Below are 25,223 nucleotides of genomic sequence, written 5' to 3'. Positions count from 1 at the left end.
AAAGGGTGTTGGGCGATGAAATTTACAATTATGTCAAAGGGAGATCAATCATCAGATACACTGGCAAGCACGATGAAAGAGTACTTGCTAGATTTTGGATTTATAATGGATGAAAAGGAACCCGATATTGTAATTTCTGTTGGGGGAGATGGAACGCTTTTATATGCGTTTCATCGTTATTATAATCGATTGGATGAAACAGCATTTGTTGGTGTACATACAGGACATCTAGGTTTCTATGCAGATTGGTTACCGACAGAAGTAGAGAAATTAGTAATTGCAATTGCGAAAACACCATTCCAAGTGGTGGAATATCCGCTTTTAGAAGTTATTATTCGCTATGTGAATGGAAGTAAAGAGTCACAGTATTTAGCGATGAATGAGGCGACTGTAAAAAGTGCAGAAGGTACATTAGTAACAGAAGTAGAAATACGCGGAGAATATTTTGAAACATTCCGCGGAGACGGCCTATGTATCTCTACTCCTTCAGGAAGTACCGCGTATAATAAAGCGCTTGGCGGAGCGATTATTCACCCATCTATTGAAGCGATACAAATTGCAGAAATGGCGTCCATTAACAATCGTGTATTTCGTACTGTAGGATCGCCGCTCGTATTGCCGAAGCATCATACATGTGTGTTAAAGCCAGCTGCAGGAATGAACTTACAAATTACAGTGGATCATTTAACGATGGTTCATCAAGATGTGAAATCAATCCAGTATCGCGTCGCAAACGAGAAAGTACGATTTGTTCGTTTCCGTCCATTCCCGTTCTGGAAACGAGTTCGTGACTCGTTTGTTGCGGATAAATAGAAAGGGTTATATATTTGAACAGATTTACATTAAAATGGGATATAGGTCCGGCTGAAGAGGGAACTTTAGTTAGGGAATTTTTGAAAACGAAATGTATTTCTAAAGCCGCTTTAACGGATATAAAGTTTCACGGCGGGGCAATTGAAGTAAATGGTCAACATGCGAGTGTTCGTCATCAGTTGCGTGCTGGTGAAGAATTACGTGTCTTTTTTCCAGTTGAGGAAAGAAGTGAAGGGATGATGGCAGAAGATATCCCTTTAAGCATTGTATATGAAGATGACGCGGTTCTTATCATTAATAAAGAGGCGAACATGTCAACGATTCCGTCTAGAGAACATCCGACAAGGAGTGTTGCCAATGCGCTTTTATCTCATTATGATAAGCAGCACCTTGCAAGTACAGTGCACATCGTAACACGTTTAGATCGTGATACTTCGGGGCTTATGCTTATTGCAAAAAATCGTTTCGTGCATCATCTTTTATCGAAGCAGCATCAACAAAAAGCTGTGAAACGAACGTATGAAGCAATTGTTCACGGAAAGATTGTAGAACGAGAAGGAATGATTGATGCACCAATTGGTCGAAAATCTGATAGCATTATTGAGCGAACGGTTTGTGAGGATGGACAAAGGGCAGTTACTCATTTTAAGGTAATTGATAGTACATATCATAAGACACATGTAGCGCTTGAGCTTGAGACAGGAAGAACGCATCAAATTCGTGTGCATATGGCTCATATAGGACATCCGTTACTTGGTGATAGCTTATATGGAGGGAGAAGGGATGAAATGAAACGGCAAGCACTTCATAGTAAATCTTTGACGTTTTATCATCCTATTTTAGAGAAAGAGATGTCTTTCACTATAAAGCTTCCAAGCGATATGCAAGAAGTGTTGCGGCATACTTAAAAAGGGGACAAAATTCTTATATTATAAAGAATTTTGTTCCCTTTTTTCTTAGCGGAATAATATTAAAATTTGGTTTTCACCCGTACGCTTTATAACGAAAAATCCACTTTCGGCTTTTGTAGCAATGCCATTGTCATTTGGACGACAATATCCATGTGCTTCGCAAGTGCCGTCATCACGTACTAACATTTGTCCAATTAATCCGACAGGAAGCCACTCGGCGCGATCTTTTCTTGCTACATATTTGCAAGTTGGATCCCATTCTGTATTTAAAAGAGGTTGTATTTCTTCGGCTTCCGTCCATACATATTGGCGTTTTCCAAAGTTATCTGTTTTATAACGTTTTTGCCAACTTAAAGCCCCGCTATTTCCTATAAGGGCAGGGGTTGCACTAGATATTCCTAAAATGAACGAATCGCGTGAAGTAGCTATCCGAATTTTTTCTTCGTTACTAAATGTAACGAAATAACCGACATCAATAGGTTTATAACCTTCGGTTTCAAACATTTGTGCAAAATCCGTTCCGCTTGCATTGTAAGACGCGCCCTCAATGTACATTTCTCCATTATGAGCAAGCCATTTAGCCCCGATATTATGGTCGGTGTCGCTTACACCATTTGCAATAAACCAAGAATAAGCTTCTTCTGCAGTGCCGAAGCGCCCCATAATATGGCTACCTGCAAAATGAGCTGTTGATGTATGATGACCTTCCGCATGAGAAGAGGATCCGTTAGCGATAGTTGCGTTTCCTTCTGCGTGTGCTGCTTCGCCTAAAGCAATTGTCTGTTTACCCTCCGCATGAGAATAAGCCCCGCCTGCTGTCGTTTCACTTCCCTCACTATGCGAACTATGTCCAGTTGCTTTTGAGTTTGATCCTTCTGCATGAGAGAAAGAACCTTTTGCGTGTGTTAATAAGCCTTCCGCATGTGCTGCCATGCCCTCCGCATGAGAGTGAAGCCCCTCTGCATATGCATATCGGCCGCCCCTTTTAACTTTTGTATTTTCAGGTGTAGGTGTCTCAATTATGAGTGGTTTTTCAATTTGTATATCATTCGATGAAGCTAATGCTTCTTTTATTTTTTTTACTTTGTTTATAATAGCAGCTGGAATTTCTGGTTCCACTTTTTTATTTATTGCTACAGAAATATTTTCTTCCGTCTTTTCTTCTGTTTGGTTAGAATGTAGTATCTGTTCATCTTGATTTGAAAGCTGTTTATTTTTTTGTTGCATCTTTATTTTTCTGCGATCGATTATGCGGCTCATCACAGCATTTTCTAAAGAGACATATGTTGGTTTTACTTTGCTTTTTTTTGATGACTCTTGTTCTTCCAGTTCTTCTATCGCTGCAGCCCGAATACTACACCAGTTGTTAATTCCGTACATGGGCAGATATAAAGGGGGGAATTTTCTTTTTTGTTTAGAAGATTTTTTCTTCATTCTGTCACCTCCTGCGACATTATATGTAGTGTAATTAAAAAAAGATGCACTTTATTGCATCTTTTTTTAATTACTTTACCTAGTTTCATATGAAATCTGCCTAAATAATACGGTAATCTCTCGCTAAGTAAGGTAGTTATGAAATTGGACGGAATTTCTCAGCGACAAAAGGTAAAGAAGAAGGGACAGAGATAGTCTCCATTTCAGGATAACGTAATCCGGTTAATTTGCCACCAAATACAGCACCAGTATCAATATTGACTGTCTGATTGACGAATCGAGGTTCTGCTATTGGTGTATGTCCATATACAATCCAAGCTTGCCCCTTGTATTCTTGCGCCCAATCGCGACGGACAGGTGAGCCATCGGCATGCTTTTCTCCTGTAATATCGCCATATAATACAAAGGTTTGTACTTTTTTATCTCGTCTTCCTATGTAATCTTGCCGAATCCCAGCGTGACATACGATTACTCTTTTTTCATCTAGTATGTGGTAGAGCGGTGATTGTTCATAAAGAGTGATAAACTTTTCTTTTATAATGTTTTGCTTATTAGGAGGAAGTGCCTCATATTCAGCAACAGTTGTTTCAAGTCCGTGAGCGACTGTTACATTACGCCCAAGGAAAAATCGATATAGTTTATTACAGTGATTTCCAGGAGCGTAATAAGCTTCTTTTTTATGTATGACAAGTTCCCATACAATTTCAATCATACGTAATGAATGAGGACCACGGTCTGTAATATCGCCAACGAATGCAAGTTTACGTTGGTCAGGGTGAACCGGTAGACCGCTACTCCAGTTATATCCTAGCTTCTCTGTTAAATTTTGAAACTCTTGGAAGCATCCATGAATATCTCCTATAATGTCATATTTCATATTTAAACCTCCATCGTATTTTTCATTAGTATATCTAAAAAAGGATAGAGATAAAAATATAGCGTTTTTGTGTTGTTCATTTAAACATAAAGATTTTCGTTCTTGAGCGAACATTTAAAATGAATCCAATCGCAATCATGTATGTAAGCAGTGAACTTCCTCCGTAGCTCATAAGAGGTAATGTTATCCCTGTAATGGGGAGTAATCCGATTGTCATCCCGATATTTTGGAATACTTGGAAAGTAAACATTCCGATTGTACCAGCGCAAATGTAACTACCGAAAGGATCATTACTTTCTAAAGCAATATGAATCATTCGAAAAATGAGTAAGAAAAAAAGAGAAATAATGACACTTGCGCCTAGAAATCCAAATTGTTCAGCGACATTAGTGAAAATAAAATCTGTATGTGGTTCTGGAAAATATACTTGTCCATTTTCCCACCCTTTTCCTTGCATTTCTCCGGATCCAGTCGCTAAGAATGCTTGTCTTAATTGATAGCCTTGTGCATCATATTTGTAAGGTGCTAACCATCCGTAGAAGCGATTTAATTGATATTCTTTTAAAATGTGTGCTTTAAAGAAATCTGTGTGAGTAAAAAAAATATATATTAATGTAGTTCCAGCAACGAAAGTAGCTGAAACTAATCCGAAAATAAAACGCCATCGTATGCCAGAAACTAGTATCATTGCTGCAAGCATCGCTGAAATGACCATTGTATTTCCTAAATCTGGTTCCTTTGCGATGAGTAGTAGTGGTGGCAAACTTGTTGCAAATATTTTTCCAAGTAGTAAAAAATCGTCATGTATTGTTTGGGAAAAATATTTCTCATTATGGTTTGCTATAATTCGTCCAATGACGATAATTAAAAATAATTTCATAATTTCAGAAGGCTGAAAATTTCCGATGCCTGGGAGCCTGTACCAAGCGGTAGCGCCTTTAATTGTAACGGCACCTGGTACTTGAAGTTCTAGTCCAATAAGTAGTACCATTGCAAAGCTGTACAAATACCAAGCAATTTTTTGATAACGATCGAAGTCGATAATCATAATAACACCAATGGCTATAAATCCAATGAAATACCATTGGATTTGCTTTAGTACAAAATTGACGTTTTGTAAAAATGGCGGTAAAGAGGCTTGCGCACTTGCAATAGCACAACAACTAACAATCCCAATGGCAAATAAAATAAATAGTAATACGTAGTCTATTTGATATTGAGAATTTGGATCTTTCAATGTAGGTATTCCTTTCTACTGCTCTTTATAGTAATGGATTTTATCCCGCATTAATGGGCAGTAAGACCCCTACCTCAAAATTCAGCGAAAGCGAAGAAGTTAGGTGGGGGATCAACTGCCCGTAAAAGCCCGATTGGTGAGAGCTGATTAAAGTTTCACTTTATAGTATGAGAAAGAATGTATGAACTATACGAATGATTCACATATAGTCCATACACTTTTAATTTTGCAGAGTAGTTTAATTGTTTAACTCTTTAATAATTATATCCAAACAATGGGAAAGACGTACATGTGCGTCAGGAAAAATATCTAGTTGATGAAGATAGTATTTTAAGGAACTTTTACACCATTGGTAAGCACTAAGTAGAGCTGCTCTATAGTCTGTAGTATTTTGTAAAAAGCCATATTCTTTTGCTGTTATAACGAGGTGTGTGAAATCTTCACAACCTTGAAGGAGCTTATTGTGTATTTGTTGTCCAGCATGGTAGCGAAATTGACTTAAAGGCTCAGAAATGTATATTGCATTTCCTTTAGAAAGTAAAGAAATCCATGAGGCCATATCAACACTACAAGAATATTGTCGCTCTTTAAGGGTGCCAAAAGGTTCAGTGAGCAATTCCTTTCGGAACAAGGTAGTTGTAGGCTCACCGATAATGTTGTGTCCACCCTTTAACATCCAATTACCTAAAAATATCCCGTTTAATGGGGTGTCTTCACTATATAACCTTTGTGTTGGATGGGAATCACCTATTAGATTTCCATGATCATCAATGCGTACTCGATAAGAAGTAACAAGAGCAAGATTTTTATTGGGATCTTGCTCAAAATAGGTCATCATTTTTTGTATTTTATGCTTATAAAACACGTCATCGTCCATTAAAAAATTTATATACTCACCATTTGATTTTTCTATGAGCATAAGGTCATTGTGAAATTGTCCTAGAGTAGGGATATTTCGAATGTATGTTATATTTTTATAATTTGGTAAGTATTGTTCGCGTATTAAAGTTGCTGTTTCATCATTTGTACTATCATCTCCGATGATGATTTCAATATTAGAATAAGTTTGTGCCAATGCACTTTCTAGAGCAATTTTGAAATAATGAGGCCGATTATAAGTGGGAATAAGGATGGAAACGAGAGATGGATTTTTTTCATTCATCATACATAACTTCCTTTCAGAAGCTTTTTTTTGTAAGAACAATATCTTGGTAACTTGTATATTCATGTCTGCCGCACCATAAACCGTAATGCGGCTTATTGATTATTTCTAGGCCGTACTTATTCAATAGATTGCAAATATCTGTCTCAGGATAAGCAACTGCGAAATTCGGAATATCTTTATTTACAACGTAGCAATTTTCGATTCGATGATAAAAACCTAATGTACTTTGTCCTGCATTTAAATAATAGGACGATTCAGGATTTATAAGAAAGAATGTAATGAAACATCTCCCGTCTTTTTTTAATACACGTACAATTTCAGATACGTAATGTTCTAATTCTTTTGGGAGAAGATGCGTAAATACAGAAGTTAAAAAGATAAAATCGAATGTCCCGTCTTCATAGGGGAAACGATATTGAGAGGCATCTTCTTTTCCTTCTGGATTATAGAATTGATTGTATATGTCAACATGTTCAAAGTGAAAATTATTACGCATAGTTGAAATGTTATTTTGACACCAAGTAATTCCATCTTTAAACAAATCAAATCCATAATACGCTCCATCATCATTTAAGTAATTCAATAATGGTACAGCCATTCGACCGACGCCGCAGCCTACATCTAATACTTTTTCATTTGGTTTTAAAGCGCCAATTTGAATAAAATGCTTTAGGAACTCTTTTCCAACTTTTTTGAAGTCGCCACCTACATATTGGACGAGTTCAGGAGGGGGGAGTAAAGTCATTTCTTTGTTAAGTTCACTCATGAGTATACCCCTTTCTTGTATGAGAAGATGCAGTAAATCTATTAATAAAATTTTCAATTTGTATTGAGAGAACACAGGAAAACAATTGTTATATGTAAGGAGATTCCGAAAAAGAATACTTAATTGGATTAGAAGTGAGAGAAGGATGAGTGAAAATGAAATCTCCTATAGATTAAATCTTTTTTATTCTTTTCTCCAATAAACGCCAAATACATCAATTTTAGTAATAGGGGCTTTTAAATTTCGTTGGTTTCTAAAGTCTGTCACAGCCTCAGCGCATGGCGGTAGCCCGTAGTCATCGATAATTATATAGCCACCTTTAGAAACTTTATCATATAAGTTCACGAGACCATCCATTGTGGATTCGTACATATCACCATCAAGCCGTGCAATTGCTATTTTTTCAATTGGTGCTGTTGGTAAAGTATCTTTAAACCAGCCTTTTAAAAATTTCACTTGATCATTTAGTAAATCATATTTTTTGAAATTCTCTTGTACTTGTTCTAAAGAGACGCGTAAATAATCGAATGTGTGCAAATAATCACCGTAATCTTTTGGATATTGTTCTAGATTCGGTGCTGGCAAACCTTCAAATGAATCAGCGACCCACACATTACGATTCGTAATGTTGTTTGCTTGTAAAAAACCATTCATAAAAATGCACGATCCTCCGCGCCATACACCTGTTTCAATAAAATCTCCTTCTATATTTTCACGAACAACGGTTTCCATTGCCTCTTGTAATTGGTTCATACGTTCTCGACCGATCATGCTATGTGCTGCTCTTGGCCAATCCATTCCATCATGGCGTTCACTTTTTGAAACATTTGGTTTTACAATTTTTAAGTTATGGTTTTCAGCATATTGCTTAATGAATAAAGGGAGGGGGACTGTAACTGGCTCGAATTCTAGTTCTTTTGAAATATGTAGAGATGCGGGTAAGTATGCCTCATATTCTAACCATATTTCAAATAAAATGGTCTTCTTTAGCAATTCGAGATAAAGCTGAACAGCAGATTTACTTTCCATATTTGTGCCTCCTGCAAAATGTCATACAACAATATGATTATGTAGATAGCGAATGTTTCATGATTGAATTTGAAATTGAAAAAGCAGTAAAACTGATATCAGTTTTACTGCTAAGTAAAAAATTAAGCGATTTTTTCAATAATAATAGATGCATTTGTACCAACAGCTAATGATAGCCCAAGCCCTGTAACGATTACTTCAATTAATGATGGAGTTGTCGTAATTTGCGTAATTGCTTGAACAACGATAGGTGCTCCAACTGAGATTAAAGTGGCCCCAGTACCTGGAACAGATACCCCATTTACTTGGATTGTAAGTCCTCCTAATAGACTTACTGCTGCAGTGTATACGATAACGGTAATTTTATAGAATCCAGTTTGACTAATTACGAAAGTATCAGGATCTAATTGAGAAATTGCTGTACCAAACTGAGATCCAACAGTATTAAATGGTACTGGAGCATTAAGTCCAATATCCAAAGAAATCCCAGCGGAGTTAAATGCATACAATCCTGCTGGAAGCCCTAGTCCAGATGGTCCAGTAGGTCCAGTCGGTCCAGTAGTCCCAGTGCCACCAGTCGGCCCCGTAGGTCCAGTAGCCCCAGTGTCACCAGTCGGCCCCGTAGGCCCAGTAGTCCCAGTGCCACCAGTCGGCCCCGTAGGTCCAGTAGCCCCAGTGTCACCAGTCGGCCCCGTAGGTCCAGTAGTCCCAGTGCCACCAGTCGGCCCCGTAGGTCCAGTAGTCCCAGTGCCACCAGTCGGTCCTGTAGGTCCTGTAGGTCCTGTAGGTCCTGTAGGTCCTGTAGGTCCCGTAGGTCCAGTTGGCCCAGTAGGTCCAGTTGGCCCCGTAGGTCCCGTAGGTCCAGTCGGCCCGGTCGGCCCAGTCGGAAGGGTAAACGGTGGTATCGGTGGTAATGTAGGTCCTACAAGATTAGGGTCAAATGCACTAGCTGATAAAGATTCATCGGGATTTAATCCATTTGAATAATTATTATTTGACATAAATTCACCTCCATAAAGCGTTCATTATATAGTAGATGCAAAACCGAAAGAAAATGACACGGACATTTGAATTATTGAAAAGAAATCTTAAACTACTTGAACAATTTAAAAAAATGGAAAGTTTAGTATATGTATAACATATGATTGATTTGGAAGAGGGTGATTATGTTGAACAAGCAAGGAATTACAATTAGTTTATGTATGATTGTTCGAGATGAGGAGGAGACAATAGCCCGTTGTTTAGAAACAGTTGAAAAAATTGTGGATGAAATTATAGTAGTTGATACAGGTTCCGTCGATCGAACGAAAGAAATCGTAGAGAAATACACTTCTAACATATATGATTTCCAGTGGATTGATGATTTTGCAGCAGCAAGAAATTTTTCTTTTTCAAAAGCGACGCAAGAGTATATATTGTGGCTAGATGCAGATGATGTCTTATTAGAAGATGCTCAAGAAGCATTGAAACTTTTAAAAAGAGAATTAGATCCTAAAATTGATGCTGTTTCGATGCCTTATCATCTTGCAATGGATTCTAACGGGAAACCTTTATATTGTACAAAAAGAAATCGACTTGTAAAGCGTGAAAAACAATTTCAATGGTTTGGAAAGGTTCATGAGTATTTAGCTATTTCTGGTGAGGTTTTTAGTAGTAATGTTGCTATTACACATAAAAAAGAAAAAAAAGTAACAAATCGTAATTTGAAAATTTTTCAAAATACTGTAGCGGCAGGTGAAGAATTAAGTCCGAGAGATTTATTTTATTACGCAAATGAATCTACGGATAACCAAAAATATGATGATGCAGTTCTTCTATATGAAACATTTCTTAATCAAGACGAAGGATGGTATGAAGAGAAAATTTATGCATGTGGTAAGTTAGGAGATTGCTATGCAAAGCTAGGAATGTGGGAGAAGGCAATCGAATCTTGTGTGAAGTCGTTTCGGTATGACGTCCCTAGAGGAGAGAATTGTACAAGAATAGGATATATATATATGGAACAAGAAAAATATAATGAAGCGATATTTTGGTTTAAACTTGCCACGGAAGTACCAATGGCAACGGAAAGTCCTTTCCATAGTCCAGCTAGCTACACATGGCTACCCTATTTACAAATGTGTATTTGTTATAGCAGGTTAGGGGAGCAGGATAAAGCGTATTATTACAATGAATTAGCAGCTTCTTATGTTCCGAATAATGCTGCAATTGAATATAACCGTAAATATTTTCGGGGAGTTTTTGATAAACCATATAAAGTGTAATAGGTTTCGTTTTTTAGAAATGATTTATCGCTATTCTAACTCTAATAGATTGGTTATATATTAGAGTATCAGTAACGTAACCAATATAAATAAAAGATTTTATACTGCTATTTGCGGGCTAATAATCATTGGGGGATGAACAAAATCTGCACTTTATAGAATTCATATGAGATTTATATTTCTAATTCAATTTGCATAAGGAGTGTGTGAAATGAATCGCGAAAAAAGTTCTTTATATGAAGAAAAATCCGAGCATTATTATAATGCAGCGAATCCGAATTTATTAAAGCATATAAAAAAGGAATGGAAAGAAGTTCTTGATATTGGTTGCTCGAGCGGTGCATTGGGAGCAGCTATTAAAGAAAACGGTACACGTGTATCAGGAATAGAGGCATTTCCAGAGGCGGCAGAAAAAGCGAAGGAAAGACTAGATCATGTTATTTTAGGGGATATAGAAAAAATAGATCTTCCTTATGAGGAGGGGCAATTTGATTGCGTCCTATTTGGGGATGTATTAGAGCATTTATTTGATCCGTGGGCTGTGATTGAAAAGGTTAAGCCATATATAAAGCAAAATGGTGTGATTTTAGCAAGTATACCAAACGTTGCTCATATTTCAGTATTAGCTCCCTTACTTGCTGGAAATTGGACGTATACAGAATATGGTTTATTAGATAAAACACATATTCGTTTCTTTACATTCAATGAAATGCTAAGAATGTTTTTAAAAGCAGGATATTCAATTAGTAAAGTAGATCGTGTATATGTTGATCATAAAATGTATGAGTCGCTTATTGAGGAGTTATATGGAATTTGTAAAAAATATCGTCTTGGAAGTGGCTTCATGGCTGAGACAGTTGTATTTCAGTATATTATTGAAGCTGAAAAATCACAATTATGAGTGCTGCAGACAAAACAATATTATTTGTTACATGCATAAATGATCGGAAATTGTATGCAAACTGCGTGCGACATATATTGCAATTGTTAGTACCGCCAGGGTATATTGTCCAATTTATGCCGATTCGAAATGCGAAAAGTATGACGAGTGGATACAATCAAGCCATTTCGCATCCAGCGAAGTATAAAGTGTATTTACATCAAGATGTTTTTATTATAAATAGGGCTTTTTTATACGGATTACTTCAATTATTTGAGGAACATGAAAACCTTGGGATGATTGGGATGGTTGGAGCGCAATATGTTCCTCCGACTGGCGTATGGAACGAAGGGCGTGGAATTGTAGGAAAAGTCATTGGTTATATGAATGATTTGTTTTATATGGCAAGTTTAGAACAACCGTATCATGAATCAAAAACATTTATTCCTGTAGAATGTATTGATGGTTTATTAATGGCGACACAATATGATGTTCCGTGGCGAGAAGACTTATTTGACGGATTTGATTTTTATGATGTATCCCAATCATTTGAATTTAAAAAAGCAGGATATACAGTCGGTGTACCTGTACAGCGCGATGCTTGGTGTATCCATTATCATTTTGATGTGAATATGACGAACTATGAAAAGTATCGGAAAATATTTGTGGAACACTATATGTCAGATGTAAATAAGGAAGAATAAAAGGGGGGACAAAAATGAAAGATCATACAATATTAGTCGTTGTTTGTGTAAATAATGAGGAGCTTTTCAAACAATGTGAGAGCCAAATAAGAAACATTTTTGTTCCCTCTGGTTATGTCGTGCAAATTTTTCCGATACGAGATGCGCAAAGTATGGCAAGTGCATACAACCGAGCCCTTTCATATCCAGCGAAATACAAAGTGTATATACATCAAGATACATATCTTATTAATCGAGACATGTTTTCTACACTTATATCTCTTTTTAAAGAAAATGAAAAGCTTGGTTTAATAGGAGTCGCTGGGGCTCAGTTTTTACCGAATAACGGGATATGGTGGGAAGGAAAAAATTTAGTAGGGAAAGTGATTGAGTATAGAAGACGGAATTATCAATTATTAAATTTAGATCAGGTTTTTTATGGTAATCAACCATTTTTGTCAGTTCAGGCAATTGATGGTTTATTCATGGCAACGCAGTATGATATTCCGTGGCGAGAAGATTTGTTTCAAGGGTTTCACTTTTATGATGTGTCACAGTCTTTAGAGTTTCAAAGGGCTGGTTATTTAATTGGTATCCCAAATCAAGCAAATTTATGGTGTATTCATTACAACGGGGATGAGTTTGATGCGGATACATATGAGAAGTACCGGAAAGTGTTTGTAGAACATTACAAAGATATATTATCTCCATCATAAAGGAGAGATGAAAAGTGAAAGGAATTATTTTAGCAGGTGGTACTGGATCGAGATTATATCCAATAACGAAAGTAACGAATAAACATTTACTTCCTGTTGGTCGGTATCCGATGATTTATCATGCGGTATATAAGCTAAAACAATGCGATATTACAGATATTATGATTATTACGGGTAAAGAGCATATGGGGGATGTTGTTAGCTTTTTAGGGAGTGGTCATGAATTTGGAGTGTCCTTTACGTATCGTGTGCAAGATAAAGCGGGCGGGATAGCACAGGCGTTAGGGCTTTGTGAAGATTTCGTCGGGAATGATCGTATGGTAGTTATATTAGGGGATAATATTTTTTCAGATGATATTCTTCCGTATGTTGAAGAGTTTGCAAATCAAAAAGAAGGTGCGAAAGTGCTATTGCAATCTGTAGAAGATCCCGAAAGATTTGGCGTAGCACATATTCAAAACCGAAAAATAGTTGAAATTGAAGAAAAGCCGAAAGAGCCGAAAAGTTCTTATGCGGTTACGGGAATTTATTTGTATGATTCGAAAGTCTTTTCTTATATTAAAGAATTAAAACCTTCTGCACGGGGAGAACTTGAAATTACAGATATAAATAATTGGTATTTAAAACGAGGGGTACTTACTTATAATGAAATGAGCGGCTGGTGGACTGATGCGGGAACTCATGCTTCGCTTCAAAAGGCGAATACGTTAGCGCGTGATATTAATTTTGGGAAACAGTTTAACGGAGAATAGGTGAGAATATGAAAGTTGTAGAAACAAATTTTACCGATGCAAAATTGTTAGAACCGAGGTTGTTTGGAGACGAGCGTGGCTTTTTTTCAGAGAGTTATAATAAGCAGGTGCTAGAAACATTAGGGATAACGTATTCATTTGTACAGGATAACGTATCTTATTCGGCTAAGGCAGGAACGATTCGGGGACTACACTTTCAAAAAAAACCGAAAGCACAAACGAAACTCATTCAAGTTATGCAAGGGGCAATTTATGATGTTATCGTTGATTTACGAAAAAAATCACCAACATTTAAACAATGGAAAGGATATATTTTAAGTGCAGATAACCATCGGCAATTACTAGTGCCAAAAGGGTTTGCGCATGGATTTTGCACGCTTGTTCCGCATACTATCGTTATGTATAAAGTAGATGAATATTATAGCGCAGAGCATGACTCAGGATTACTTTGGGAAGATAAAGATTTAGCAATTCCTTGGCCAGTAACCGATCCTATATTGTCCGATAAGGATCAGATATTACCATTACTAGAGGAATATGAAGATAGTTTTTAAGTAGGAGCGTTGTTTATGAATATATTAGTAACAGGTGGGGCTGGATTTATTGGAAGTAATTTCGTCCATTACATGCTACAAAGTTACGAAACATATAAAATTATTAATTACGATGCATTAACATATAGCGGGAATTTAAATAACGTAAAATCTCTTCAGGATCACCCGAATTACTCTTTTGTAAAAGGAGAAATTCAAAATGGAGAGCTATTAGAACACGTTATAAAAGAGCGAGACGTACAAGTGATTGTAAATTTTGCAGCTGAATCACATGTGGACCGTAGTATTGAAAATCCGATTCCTTTTTATGATACAAATGTAATTGGAACGGTCACTTTATTAGAACTAGTTAAAAAATATTCGCATATAAAACTTGTGCAAGTGTCAACGGATGAAGTGTATGGCTCTTTAGGAAAAACAGGGAAGTTTACAGAGAAAACACCGTTAGCTCCAAATAGTCCATATTCTTCAAGTAAGGCGAGTGCGGACATGATAGCTCTATCTTACTATAAAACATATCAATTACCAGTTATAGTAACGCGTTGTTCCAATAACTACGGGCCGTATCAATATCCTGAAAAATTAATTCCGTTAATGGTTACGAATGCACTGGAAGGAAAAAAATTACCGTTATATGGCGATGGATTAAATGTAAGAGATTGGTTACATGTAACGGATCATTGCAGTGCGATTGACGTTGTTCTGCATAAGGGGCGTGTAGGAGAAGTATATAATATAGGTGGAAATAATGAAAAAACAAATGTAGAAGTTGTGGAACAAATTATTAATCTTTTAGGAAAAACAAAAAAAGACATTGAATATGTTACAGATCGTTTAGGGCACGATCGTCGTTATGCGATTGATGCAGAGAAAATGAAGAATGAATTTGATTGGGAACCGAAATATACGTTTGAACAAGGATTACAAGAGACGGTGAAATGGTATGAAAAGAATAAGGAATGGTGGAAACCACTAAAAGACCAGTAAGGGGCATGTTGTATGAAAGAGAGGGTTATCATAACAGGAGCAAACGGTCAATTAGGAAAGCAACTATTTGAAGAGTTAGACTCTGAAGAATATGATATATATCCATTTGATAAAAAGTTATTAGATGTGACAAATATATCCCGAATACAACAAGTGGTACAAGAAATAAAACCACATATAATTATTCATTGTGCTGCTTATACGAAAGTAGATCATGCGGAGAAAGAACAGGACCTTGCATATAGAATAAATGCAATCGGAGCTCGAAATGTAGCGGTTGCTTCACAATTAGTAGGAGCGAAGCTAGTTTATATTAGTACTGATTATGTATTTCAAGGCGCCAGACCAGATGGATACGACGAATTTCATAGTCCAGCGCCGATAAATATATATGGGGCCTCTAAGTATGCGGGGGAGCAGTTTGTCAAAGAGTTACATAATAAATATTTTATCGTTCGCACATCGTGGCTATATGGTAAATATGGAAATAATTTTGTCAAAACGATGATGCGATTAGGAAAAGAAAGAAATGAAATATCTGTTGTAGCGGATCAAGTTGGCTCTCCTACGTATGTGGCGGATTTAAATATGGTTATTAATAAGCTCATTCATACTTCTTTATACGGTACATACCACGTATCAAACAGAGGCTCATGCTCTTGGTTTGAATTTGCACAAAAGATATTTTCGTACGCCAATATGAAAGTGAATGTATTACCTGTTTCAACGGAAGAATTCGGGGCTGCGGCTGCGAGGCCCAAATATTCTATTTTTCAACATAACATGCTACGATTAAATGGTTTTTCACAAATGCCGTCTTGGGAAGAAGGATTAGAGCGGTTTTTTATAGAAACCAAAAGTCATTAACAAATTTCTGTTAATGACTTTTTTGTTTGCCTTTAAGCGGTTTTATGGTACTATAATTATAGTATCAGGTACTAATAACAAGTATAAGTATTTCTGGGAGGATATATCATGGAACTATTACAAGGGAAAACATTTGTTGTTATGGGCGTTGCGAACCAAAGAAGTATTGCATGGGGAATAGCTCGCTCTTTGCATAATGCAGGTGCAAAATTAATATTCACATATGCAGGAGAACGTTTAGAAAGAAACGTTCGTGAATTAGCGAACACATTAGAAGGACAAGAATCACTTGTATTACCTTGTGATGTAACGAATGATGAGGAACTTACAGCTTGCTTTGAAACAATTAAACAAGAAGTAGGTACTATTCACGGTGTAGCACATTGTATTGCTTTTGCAAATCGCGATGACTTAAAAGGTGAATTTGTAGATACTTCTCGCGATGGATTTTTACTTGCACAAAATATTAGCGCATTCTCTTTAACAGCTGTAGCAAGAGAAGCGAAGAAAGTAATGACAGAAGGCGGAAATATTTTAACATTAACATACCTTGGCGGCGAGCGCGTTGTGAAAAATTATAACGTTATGGGTGTTGCGAAAGCTTCATTAGAAGCGAGCGTGAAATATTTAGCGAACGATTTAGGTCAACACGGTATTCGTGTTAACGCTATTTCTGCAGGTCCAATTCGTACGTTATCTGCAAAAGGTGTAGGCGATTTCAACTCAATCTTAAGAGAAATTGAGGAGCGCGCACCACTTCGTCGTACAACAACGCAAGAAGAAGTTGGCGATACAGCAGTATTCCTATTCAGTGATTTAGCACGCGGTGTAACAGGAGAAAACATTCATGTTGATTCAGGGTATCATATCCTAGGATAAATATAATATTAATTTTTAAAGGACAATCTCTAAATGCTGAAGATTGTCCTTTTTATTTGTTCTTAGAAAGAACGATTTTTAACGAAAGTTCTTACCACGTGATGAATATAACTATAATAGTACACGATTTATTTAGCTACGTATGGAAGTGGGAGGGACGAGTGTGAAGAATAAAAATAAAAGTTCAACAGTTGGAAAACCGTTGTTATATATCACGCAAGTAAGTTTAGAACTTGCTGCACCGAAAATAAAAAGGATTATCCTGACAAACTTTGAAAATGAAGATCAAAAAGAGAAAAGTAATAGACAAGAAAATATTGTAAGAAGTGCTGTGGAAGAGGTAATAGAACAAGAACAACAAGAAGAGCAGCAAGTGGAAGAAAAAATAGAAGAAGAAAAAGAAGAACACATAGAACAAGAAGAGCAAGAACCAGAACCAGTAAGAACTGTCCCGTATAATAAATCATTTAAGGATATGAATAATGATGAAAAAATTCATTTTTTACTAAACCGCCCTCATTACATTCCGAAAGTAAGATGCAGAATAAAAACAGCTACAGTCTCATATGTTGGATCGATCATATCGTATCGTCATGGCATTGTATCTATTATGCCGCAAAATAGTATGAGAGATATTAGGTTGTCTATAGATGATATCCAATCGATTAGTATGGCCGGTTTTTAAATATGTAAAGGTGGTAGAAAGCTTCTACCACCCCAATAGTTTTTTAGTTTACTTTACGATAGAAACGTCGCGTAAGCATTGAATCGCACAGAAACAGCTTAAATCAACAGTAATGCAAGTAGTTGTAGATATTAATCTTGCATTTGGTACAGCTAAAAACGTACAAATTGGATCGTCACCAGGTGGTACCGGAGTACCGTCACCTAATACTACAGTTAATACACGTAGCACAGCACAGCTATCATCATCTACACTTTCCACACGGAAAATTGGAGATCGGCAGCTAGTAAGGCTTGAAGATGGTGCAAATGCTTCAAAAGGTTCTCCAGTTTTTGTGTATAAAATAAAAGGGCGTGTATTTGCTACTGATGCAGTATTGTGTGCACCTAAAAATGGGATTTCACAACCAGATCCACATGTTGTTGTAGAACAATCTTGTAATTCATTGATGAATTTTACAACGTCAACTACACAATGAGAAGAGCCATGGTGTTTATTTTCGTTACAACTCATTAATGTCACTCCTTATCTTCTTGTTTGTATTTACATTAATAAGATATTGGAGTCGAGGAGATTTGGTCACAATCTCAAGACCTTTTTTTTTAAATAGGCGAAAGAGGATAAGGGTAGGTGGAATTATGCTGTTTACAAGCTGGCTTTTATTTTTTATTTTTGCGTTAGCTGCTTTTAGGCTCACTCGTTTAATTGTTTATGATAAAATTACAGCCTTTTTGCGAAGACCATTTATTGATGAATTAGAGATTACGGAGCCGGATGGAAGTGTATCAACGTTTACAAAAGTGAAAGGTAATGGATTAAGAAAGTGGATTGGCGAATTATTAAGCTGTTATTGGTGTACAGGTGTATGGGTTAGTGCTTTTTTATTAGTCTTATATAATTGGATCCCTATCGTTGCGGAACCGTTACTTGCATTATTAGCTATTGCAGGAGCGGCAGCAATCATTGAAACAATTACAGGATATTTTATGGGAGAATAATATATTTTCATAATACGAGAAAAAGCGGAGTTTAAAAGAATGAGGGAACGGAAATAAAGAGTTGTTCATATAGTAAATAGACAGAATTGACAGTAGAGGAGATGTTTGCTGTGAGCAATAATCCAAGGCAGAATTCATATGACCTGCAGCAGTGGTATCATATACAGCAACAACACCAAGCACAACAACAGGCATATCAAGAACAATTACAACAACAAGGATTTGTGAAGAAAAAGGGATGCAATTGTGGGAAAAAGAAGAACACAATAAAACAATATGAAGAATGAAACACTCATGCTACTGTGAGTGTTTTTTATTATATATAAAAAGCGGTATTTCTGTATAAGAAATACCGCTTTTTACTAGCTAATTTGTGCAACTGTTAATGCTGCAGCACGAATGTCTACAGTTCCAATTAACTGAACTGGCACAATTTGAATTAAGTCACCAGGATTTAAGTTAATAAGAATAACACCGCTGGATACGTCTACTTCACCAGTACCAATAACGTTAGAACGAACTGCTGTACCTGATCCAGGAATAATGTTAGCTGGTGTATTTAATGATAAGAAGAAACGACCAGCTTCTGGTGCAGTAGGTACGTTATCAAGACTAATTGTTAATGTATAACTAATTTGATAAATACCAGCTCGTAGAATTCGAATGCCATCTCCGACACTTACTGTATCATTTATTACAGGAACAGTAATATTTGGGTTTGGACTTACGCTAGGTAATAATAGTGGTGTAAATAGTGAAGCAAACTGAGGTGCAGACGCGTTGAAAGCAAAACCAAAGGCAGGTAGTGTACTAGCTGGCTTCGCCTCACAATCGATTTTAGTAAATTCGCAATCAGAAGAGAACATGTTTTTCACTCCTTTATCTGTTTCTACTTTCAGTTAATGAAAAGGACAGGTTCTATGTTCTAGACAAGTTCCCAATTTTAAGAAATTTACATAAGAATACTCTTTAAGCATGGATTGGGTGGCAGAATACTCTGCCACCCAATCCATGCTTAACTCATTATTTAGTTTTAAATAGAAACATCACGTAAGCATTGAATAGCGCAGAAGCAACTTAAATCAACAGTAATGCAAGTGGAGGTTGATATTAGTCTTGCATTTGGTACAGCTAAAAACGTACAGATTGGGTCGTCACCAGGTGGTACAGCGGTACCATCACCTAAAACTACAGTTAATACACGCAATACAGCACAGTCATCATCATCTATACTTTCTACGCGGAAAATAGGAGATCGGCAGCTAGTAAGGCTTGAAGATGGTGCAAATGCTTCAAAAGGTTCTCCAGTTTTTGTGTATAAAATAAAAGGACGTGTATTCGCTACTGATGCATTGTTATGTGCACCTAAAAATGGAACTTCGCAACCAGATCCACATGTTGTCGTTGCACATTCTTGTAGTTCATGTATAAAACGAACAACATTCGATACACAGTTGAAATCACACTCATGTTGATGATCTTCATTACAATTGCAGCTCATTATGTTCACTCCTTCTCGTGAGTTCTGACATACACTATTACAATATGAGTGGGATATGGCTGATATTACGTTAATTCTCACGATAAAAACAAGGAATTTATATAGGAGGGATGTACATAACGTGATATAAAAAAAGACATCCTTATTTAGTGGATGTCTTTTCAGGTAAATCTTTTCGCACAGTATATAAAAAACGAGATATATCTAATTTCTTTCCTCTGAAAAATTGCGGAGAAGAAATGTAAAGTTCTTCTTTCGCACGTGTAATGGCAACATAAAGTAATCGGCGTTCTTCTTCTAACGCTTCAGAAGTTTCCGTAACACGATCATTTGCATCTTTTAAAGAAGAAGTATGAGGCAGGATTCCATCACTCGCTCCAAGTAAAAAGACACATGGAAATTCAAGGCCTTTTGCGTTATGAATTGACATAAGTGAAACGGCATCTTTTTGCGGCATTGTTTTTAATGCTTCCATTTCTTTTTGACCTTGAATCGCCTCGTCGATAAATTGTAAATAAGCTGGAATATCGGTGAAACGAGTTGCAGACTCCATTAATTCTTCCAACATTTCTTCTTGTATGTCTTTATGCATTGTAAAGGAAGAACGATCGTTACTTTGTAAGTACTCTAAATATTTTCCTTTACCATGAATGATTTCTTTTAATGCTTTTTTCGGTTCTAATTCTTTAATAAACTTAATAAAATCGATGCGCTCATTTACCTTTTTCACTTGAAAAGGTTTTAAGCTTGGATTTAATAGTAAGAAATGAAGAAGAGAAGGGAAGCGCCCCTCACCATATTTCCATTGTTCACGTTCAATAAATGAAATACAATCATCACGTCCGATATACATCGTCGGCAATATGTTTGAAAGTGATTCTAGTCGAAACGGCTCAATCACGAGTCTTAAATGATCTAATACAGGCTTAATTAAAGAATGTTCATAAAATGATTGGCTCGCTCCGTGTTTAATAAACGGGATTTTATGAATGGTAAGCTGATCAAGTAACGAACGACTTACAGAATGTGTGCGATACAGTAAACAAAAATCTTTATAGTTTCGTTCACCACTCTCTACTTTTTCTTGAATAAGCTGCAAAATTTGATTTGCTTCATCAAGAGTCGTAGCAGGTCTTGCATAAAAAGGTTGTACACCTTCCTCACGAACAGAGTATAGCTCTTTATCAAAACGTTCTTGATTTAATTTTATAACTTCATTTCCAAGCCCGACGATAAAGGGGTTGGATCGATAATTCGTATTTAGTGCAATGATTGTTGTGTTATCAAATTCTTTGGGAAAAGATAAAATAATTTGGTGACTTGCTCCTCGCCAGCCGTATATCGCCTGGTCGTCATCACCTGCGATAAATAAATTATTTCTTGGCGTGGCTAACAATTTTACGATTTCATATTGTGCATACGATGTATCTTGAAACTCATCTACTTCAATGTAGTGAAAACGTTGTTGTAATTGAGTTAGTAAAGGAGCATTATTTTCTAACATATAATATGTTTCCAATAAGATGTCATCGAAATCAATATAATTGTATCTTTGTTTTACCTCTTCAAAACGTTCGTATACTTCTTTAAATTCTTGTTCGACTGGTGTTTTCGCTTTTACATCTTTCGGACGATTTAATTTGTTTTTCTCAAGTGAAATCATCGCGAGCATCGTTTCCGCATCATAATCGTCTTTTAAACGCAATTCTTTTAAGATTTTCTTTATCATAATTTGTTTATGTTTTTCATTTGCTAAAATTTGCTGATTATAACCTTGACTACGAAGTAATTTTAAGAAAACAGAGTGGAATGTACCAGCAACTACGTAGCTACTTGCTGCATGATTCATACCCGGTAACTTCGCAACACGACTTCGTATTTCTTCAGCTGCTTTTTGTGTAAATGTAAGTAATAAAATATTTCGTGGATGAACTTGTTTTACATTTACTAAATAACCAACGCGAGTTGTTAAAACAGATGTTTTCCCGCTTCCGGCACCAGCTAGTGTAAGAACAGGACCTTCTGTTGTACGCACGGCTTCTAATTGTTTTTCGTTTAAAAAAACATTTTGTTGCTCGAGAGCGCGGAAATAAGCCGCATCTACATCTTCTTCCATAATTAAATGGGTAGATGTTTTCGGAATATGATATGTCGCACGCGGAATATCAGCGTGTGTTAACGATTTTTGTGAAAATTTTTCTTGTGTCATATGTTCACCTTCAAAACTATAGCATCAACATTTAACTTTAGCGGAAGAAAAAGAAAATAGCAATGTAAAAAAACAGGAGGGGTCACCTCCTGCTTTCAAATTACAATTCTTTTATCATTACGACGTGCGGGATATTTGCTTCCATAAATACATCAGAACTTGTTACATATCCAAGTTTTTTATAGAAATCTTCAGCATGTGTTTGAGCGTGAAGTTTCAATTTCGGTAGCGAATTTTCTTTTGCATACGCTTCAAGCGAATCCATAATAATTTTTCCGATGCCTTTTTTCCGATGGGAATTTAGCACGCAAATGCGTTCCATTTTTCCTATACCATCAAGGGTGCGAAAACGTCCAGCACCAACTGGAACATCATTGTCATATATAACAACGTGTGTTGAAGTTTCTTCAAACTCATCGTACTCTTCTTCAGCAGAGACACGTTGTTCATTTACAAACACTTGTTTACGTACAGAGAATGCATCTCTTAGTTGTTCGTCCGTTTGTACAATCTGTGCGTGCAAATTAGTTGTTCCCCTTTCCAAGACGGAATGTTTCGTGTACAGTCCATGTTCCATTTTCTAATTGATATAGAAGATGGAAACGATCAATTGGTTGTTCGTAATAGAAATCTTTCATACGTAATCGGCCCAACACATCAGCATGCTCTGCATCTGATAAGCCTTGTCCGATTGTTAAATGAGGTACGAAAGCATATTCGCGTTCTTGCGTGAATAACCCGCTATGCATTTCTTCATTTAAGAAAGTAAGTTCAGGTGTTTTTTCTACTTTAAAGTAAAGGACGTTATTAACAGGTGCGAATGAACCAACTTTCCCAACATGAAGGGTGAAAGGGTTCGTTTTACTTGCGATTGTATGTAACTCGTTTACAATCGACTCTAATTGTTCATCTTGCGCCTCAAAGGGTGTTTTCAATGTAATATGTGGCGGAACTAATGCGTAGTGCGGGTCATAACGTTTACGCAATCCGTTCGCTTTATCTTGAATCATTTTAGATGGAAAAATTACAATTCCTAATTTCATGTTCCAATTCCTCCCTTTGTAAGTCTAGTTAGATTTTGAGATAAATAAATCTCTTTATCTATTATATCAAATTATTCTGAATACTGCTCTCTATTATTTCATTGATAGAATATGAGAGAAGGCTTTCGGTAAATCAGTCTGCCAATATTTCCAAGTATGATTGCCTTCAAATTCCTCATAATGCGTGATGAAGTTTCTATCTGTAAGAAGCGTATTTAACTCACGGTTCGGCCCTACGAAATCAGATACTTGTCCATCAGTACGCTTTACAGCCGTTTCTTCTGTACCGATGACGTGATACAGTTCTAACGCCTGTGGATCTTTGAATTCTTTTGCTAAGTTCATCACTGTCTCATCCACAAATGGTGATTGCATAACGACTTTACCGAATGTATGCGGATACATAAGTGCAGTCATAAAGGAAACTGTTCCGCCAAGAGAATCACCAATTAAAACACGACCTTTTCCCATTTGGTACGTTGGATAATTTTCATCAATATATGGTGCAAGTTCATGAGCAAGGAAACGAATATATGCAGCATTTTTTACTTCATTTGGGAAATATTTTTCTTTACGATCATGTACATTTTTATATGGAATACCGACAATAATTGTACGGTCAATTTCTTCGGTTTCACGAAGGCGCTCAATTACACGGTGCGCTTTACCAAGCTGAAAATAATCTCTACCATCTTGTGCAATTACAACTGTATGTTTGTGCAGTGGTGTGTAATTTACTGGTAAATAAACGAGAAGTGTAACATCTTCTTGAAGTGATGCGCTATAAAATGAAATTTCTTCAATTCTCCCTATTGTTTGACTCATGTAGATCCCCCTAAATAAAAATTTACTGTAACGATTGTAAGAGCGACGCTTGTAGTGAAAAGGAAAGAAATATTCACTAATTGGTGCCTTAATTTCTATTTTACCATAATGGTACGAAGAATCTAAAAAATTAGTATTTAAGTTGCGAAAGAAAACGGATATAATGAAGTGGGATTTTTGACAGGTGAGAGGGGAGACAGGATTTGAAACAAGAAAAATCAATCGCACTACCATTAGCAATTTCTATAATTGCCATTTCGTTTGCAGCAGTTTTTGTAAAGATGTCCTCAGCACCATCTTCAATATTAAGTATGTATCGCTTATGGATTATCGTACTTATTATGCTGCCTATCGTATGGAAAAAAAGAGAGGAATTTAATAGGATTCAAATGAAAGATTGGGGCTTTTTAATTGGATCTGGTTTCTTTTTAGCACTTCATTTTCTTTTATGGTTTGAATCTTTAAAGCATACAACAGTTGCTAGTTCAACAATTATTTTGGCACTTCAACCGATCGTATCTTTAGTTGGAGGTTTTTTTCTATTTAAAGAAAGAACAACATATTCAGCCATTGCAACGATGGGAATCGCTATTTTAGGAGTAATGTGCATTGGTTGGGGAGATTTAGGTTTAAGTAAGCAAGCAATTTATGGTGACATATTATCCTTTCTAAGTGTAATAGCAGTTGTCGGTTATTTATTTATCGGGCAAACGACAGTGAAGAAAGTATCGCACTGGATTTATAGCTTTACAGTCTTTGCGTTCGCAGGTCTTTTTATGGGGATTTATAATGTCATATTACAAGTACCCTTTGCAGGTTATACGAAGTGGGATTGGACTGTTTTTCTTTTACTTGCGGTTGTGCCGACAGTGTCACATGTAATTAATAACTGGCTGTTAAATTATGTGAATGCAACGACGATTTCAATGAGTATTTTAGGAGAACCTGTTGGAGCATCTATACTTGCGTTCTTCTTACTTGGAGAAAAATTGAATGCAATGCAAATTATCGGTAGCATGCTCGTATTGTTTGGTGTATCTGTTTTCTTACTGCAGCAACAAAAGCGAACAGCAAAAAATGTCGTAAACGAGCCAGCGTATACACAGGAATTATAGTGTTAGAGGAGAAAAGAGAAGTTGTGATACTTC

General features: G+C 36.4%; 29 protein-coding genes. 15 read left to right on the top strand and 14 right to left on the bottom strand.

The window, feature by feature from the left end:
• Positions 1-15 precede the first annotated feature (15 nt).
• Both ACS2CR_RS03330 and ACS2CR_RS03325 read left to right on the top strand, forming a co-directional pair.
• A complete protein-coding gene (locus ACS2CR_RS03330; RefSeq protein WP_000673190.1) occupies positions 16-813 on the top strand; it encodes an NAD kinase in 798 nt (265 codons plus the stop codon).
• A 14-nt stretch (positions 814-827) separates the two neighbouring features.
• Entirely contained in the window at positions 828-1,721 is an 894-nt protein-coding gene (locus ACS2CR_RS03325; RefSeq protein WP_001079131.1) for an RluA family pseudouridine synthase, read from the top strand.
• Between the two features lie 48 nt (positions 1,722-1,769).
• Here the strand turns inward: ACS2CR_RS03325 and ACS2CR_RS03320 are convergent, their stop codons facing one another.
• The 7 genes from ACS2CR_RS03320 to ACS2CR_RS03290 form a co-directional block, all read right to left on the bottom strand.
• The gene (locus ACS2CR_RS03320; RefSeq protein ID WP_053513447.1) at positions 1,770-3,158 is read right to left on the bottom strand and encodes a peptidase G2 autoproteolytic cleavage domain-containing protein; all 1,389 of its coding nucleotides are present in this window, start codon (positions 3,156-3,158) and stop codon (positions 1,770-1,772) included.
• Positions 3,159-3,294: 136 nt separating this feature from the next.
• Positions 3,295-4,035 carry a bis(5'-nucleosyl)-tetraphosphatase PrpE gene (gene prpE / locus ACS2CR_RS03315; protein ID WP_153602436.1) on the bottom strand — a complete coding sequence of 247 codons (741 nt, stop codon included), beginning with the start codon at positions 4,033-4,035 and terminating at the stop codon, positions 3,295-3,297.
• Positions 4,036-4,111: 76 nt separating this feature from the next.
• A complete protein-coding gene (locus ACS2CR_RS03310) occupies positions 4,112-5,272 on the bottom strand; it encodes an FtsW/RodA/SpoVE family cell cycle protein (RefSeq protein WP_000654700.1) in 1,161 nt (386 codons plus the stop codon).
• A 238-nt stretch (positions 5,273-5,510) separates the two neighbouring features.
• Positions 5,511-6,437 carry a glycosyltransferase family 2 protein gene (locus ACS2CR_RS03305; protein WP_053513462.1) on the bottom strand — a complete coding sequence of 309 codons (927 nt, stop codon included), beginning with the start codon at positions 6,435-6,437 and terminating at the stop codon, positions 5,511-5,513.
• A 13-nt stretch (positions 6,438-6,450) separates the two neighbouring features.
• A complete protein-coding gene (locus ACS2CR_RS03300; RefSeq protein ID WP_001292838.1) occupies positions 6,451-7,203 on the bottom strand; it encodes a class I SAM-dependent methyltransferase in 753 nt (250 codons plus the stop codon).
• Positions 7,204-7,386: 183 nt separating this feature from the next.
• Positions 7,387-8,232, bottom strand: coding sequence for a TylF/MycF family methyltransferase (locus ACS2CR_RS03295; protein WP_000444386.1), 846 nt, complete (start codon positions 8,230-8,232; stop codon positions 7,387-7,389).
• A gap of 122 nt (positions 8,233-8,354) precedes the next feature.
• Positions 8,355-9,233, bottom strand: a complete 879-nt coding sequence (locus ACS2CR_RS03290; RefSeq protein ID WP_153602437.1) for a BclA C-terminal domain-containing protein — start codon at positions 9,231-9,233, stop codon at positions 8,355-8,357.
• 165 nt (positions 9,234-9,398) lie between these two features.
• Between ACS2CR_RS03290 and ACS2CR_RS03285 the strand changes: the two genes are divergently transcribed.
• The 10 genes from ACS2CR_RS03285 (at position 9,399) to ACS2CR_RS03240 (ending at position 17,499) form a co-directional block, all read left to right on the top strand.
• Positions 9,399-10,496, top strand: a complete 1,098-nt coding sequence (locus ACS2CR_RS03285) for a glycosyltransferase (RefSeq protein ID WP_000932913.1) — start codon at positions 9,399-9,401, stop codon at positions 10,494-10,496.
• A 211-nt stretch (positions 10,497-10,707) separates the two neighbouring features.
• Entirely contained in the window at positions 10,708-11,397 is a 690-nt protein-coding gene (locus ACS2CR_RS03280; RefSeq protein ID WP_053513441.1) for a class I SAM-dependent methyltransferase, read from the top strand.
• Positions 11,394-12,080 (top strand): glycosyltransferase family protein, encoded by a 687-nt coding sequence (locus tag ACS2CR_RS03275; protein ID WP_001271187.1) that lies wholly within the window; start codon positions 11,394-11,396, stop codon positions 12,078-12,080. Before ACS2CR_RS03280 ends, ACS2CR_RS03275 begins: the two co-directional genes overlap by 4 nt.
• Positions 12,081-12,094: 14 nt before the next feature.
• Positions 12,095-12,775 (top strand): glycosyltransferase family protein, encoded by a 681-nt coding sequence (locus ACS2CR_RS03270; RefSeq protein ID WP_000651529.1) that lies wholly within the window; start codon positions 12,095-12,097, stop codon positions 12,773-12,775.
• Between the two features lie 14 nt (positions 12,776-12,789).
• Complete coding sequence (locus tag ACS2CR_RS03265; protein ID WP_000676160.1) at positions 12,790-13,527, top strand: sugar phosphate nucleotidyltransferase; 738 nt, start codon at positions 12,790-12,792, stop codon at positions 13,525-13,527.
• A gap of 8 nt (positions 13,528-13,535) precedes the next feature.
• Positions 13,536-14,081: a dTDP-4-dehydrorhamnose 3,5-epimerase gene (rfbC, locus tag ACS2CR_RS03260; protein ID WP_000869415.1), complete on the top strand. Its 546-nt coding sequence runs from the start codon at positions 13,536-13,538 to the stop codon at positions 14,079-14,081.
• A gap of 15 nt (positions 14,082-14,096) precedes the next feature.
• Complete coding sequence (gene rfbB, locus ACS2CR_RS03255) at positions 14,097-15,068, top strand: dTDP-glucose 4,6-dehydratase (protein WP_053513429.1); 972 nt, start codon at positions 14,097-14,099, stop codon at positions 15,066-15,068.
• A 12-nt stretch (positions 15,069-15,080) separates the two neighbouring features.
• A complete protein-coding gene (gene rfbD, locus ACS2CR_RS03250; RefSeq protein ID WP_000664656.1) occupies positions 15,081-15,935 on the top strand; it encodes a dTDP-4-dehydrorhamnose reductase in 855 nt (284 codons plus the stop codon).
• Positions 15,936-16,043: 108 nt separating this feature from the next.
• The gene (gene fabI, locus ACS2CR_RS03245) at positions 16,044-16,814 is read left to right on the top strand and encodes an enoyl-ACP reductase FabI (protein ID WP_016109553.1); all 771 of its coding nucleotides are present in this window, start codon (positions 16,044-16,046) and stop codon (positions 16,812-16,814) included.
• A gap of 142 nt (positions 16,815-16,956) precedes the next feature.
• Positions 16,957-17,499 carry a spore coat CotO family protein gene (locus ACS2CR_RS03240; RefSeq protein ID WP_002196304.1) on the top strand — a complete coding sequence of 181 codons (543 nt, stop codon included), beginning with the start codon at positions 16,957-16,959 and terminating at the stop codon, positions 17,497-17,499.
• A 48-nt stretch (positions 17,500-17,547) separates the two neighbouring features.
• Here the strand turns inward: ACS2CR_RS03240 and exsY are convergent, their stop codons facing one another.
• Complete coding sequence (gene exsY / locus ACS2CR_RS03235; RefSeq protein WP_001277743.1) at positions 17,548-18,012, bottom strand: exosporium assembly protein ExsY; 465 nt, start codon at positions 18,010-18,012, stop codon at positions 17,548-17,550.
• A gap of 125 nt (positions 18,013-18,137) precedes the next feature.
• On the opposite strand from exsY, the gene ACS2CR_RS03230 reads away from it, so the two are divergent.
• Positions 18,138-18,497: a DUF1360 domain-containing protein gene (locus ACS2CR_RS03230; protein ID WP_000899664.1), complete on the top strand. Its 360-nt coding sequence runs from the start codon at positions 18,138-18,140 to the stop codon at positions 18,495-18,497.
• A gap of 101 nt (positions 18,498-18,598) precedes the next feature.
• Positions 18,599-18,784 carry a hypothetical protein gene (locus tag ACS2CR_RS03225; protein ID WP_029948404.1) on the top strand — a complete coding sequence of 62 codons (186 nt, stop codon included), beginning with the start codon at positions 18,599-18,601 and terminating at the stop codon, positions 18,782-18,784.
• 75 nt (positions 18,785-18,859) lie between these two features.
• Here ACS2CR_RS03225 and exsF read toward each other — a convergent pair whose 3' ends face one another.
• From exsF to ACS2CR_RS03195, 6 genes are all read right to left on the bottom strand, one after another.
• Positions 18,860-19,363, bottom strand: a complete 504-nt coding sequence (gene exsF / locus ACS2CR_RS03220) for an exosporium protein ExsF (RefSeq protein ID WP_000492943.1) — start codon at positions 19,361-19,363, stop codon at positions 18,860-18,862.
• Positions 19,364-19,530: 167 nt separating this feature from the next.
• On the bottom strand, positions 19,531-19,998 hold the full coding sequence (gene cotY, locus ACS2CR_RS03215) for a spore coat protein CotY (RefSeq protein ID WP_001277719.1): 468 nt from the start codon (positions 19,996-19,998) through the stop codon (positions 19,531-19,533).
• Positions 19,999-20,140: 142 nt separating this feature from the next.
• Positions 20,141-22,207: an ATP-dependent helicase gene (locus tag ACS2CR_RS03210; RefSeq protein WP_000191205.1), complete on the bottom strand. Its 2,067-nt coding sequence runs from the start codon at positions 22,205-22,207 to the stop codon at positions 20,141-20,143.
• A 100-nt stretch (positions 22,208-22,307) separates the two neighbouring features.
• The gene (locus ACS2CR_RS03205) at positions 22,308-22,730 is read right to left on the bottom strand and encodes a GNAT family N-acetyltransferase (RefSeq protein WP_000543306.1); all 423 of its coding nucleotides are present in this window, start codon (positions 22,728-22,730) and stop codon (positions 22,308-22,310) included.
• Position 22,731: 1 nt separating this feature from the next.
• Positions 22,732-23,250 carry a YjcG family protein gene (locus ACS2CR_RS03200; protein WP_000765863.1) on the bottom strand — a complete coding sequence of 173 codons (519 nt, stop codon included), beginning with the start codon at positions 23,248-23,250 and terminating at the stop codon, positions 22,732-22,734.
• A 93-nt stretch (positions 23,251-23,343) separates the two neighbouring features.
• On the bottom strand, positions 23,344-24,075 hold the full coding sequence (locus tag ACS2CR_RS03195; RefSeq protein WP_000084013.1) for an alpha/beta hydrolase: 732 nt from the start codon (positions 24,073-24,075) through the stop codon (positions 23,344-23,346).
• A gap of 203 nt (positions 24,076-24,278) precedes the next feature.
• Between ACS2CR_RS03195 and ACS2CR_RS03190 the strand changes: the two genes are divergently transcribed.
• A complete protein-coding gene (locus tag ACS2CR_RS03190; protein ID WP_053513427.1) occupies positions 24,279-25,190 on the top strand; it encodes a DMT family transporter in 912 nt (303 codons plus the stop codon).
• Positions 25,191-25,223 lie beyond the last annotated feature (33 nt).

Source organism: Bacillus cereus group sp. BceL291, from assembly GCF_051776705.1.
Lineage (GTDB): Bacteria > Bacillota > Bacilli > Bacillales > Bacillaceae_G > Bacillus_A > Bacillus_A cereus.
Note: the sequence above shows the minus strand (reverse complement) of the source record. Positions and strands in the feature narration are given on the sequence as shown.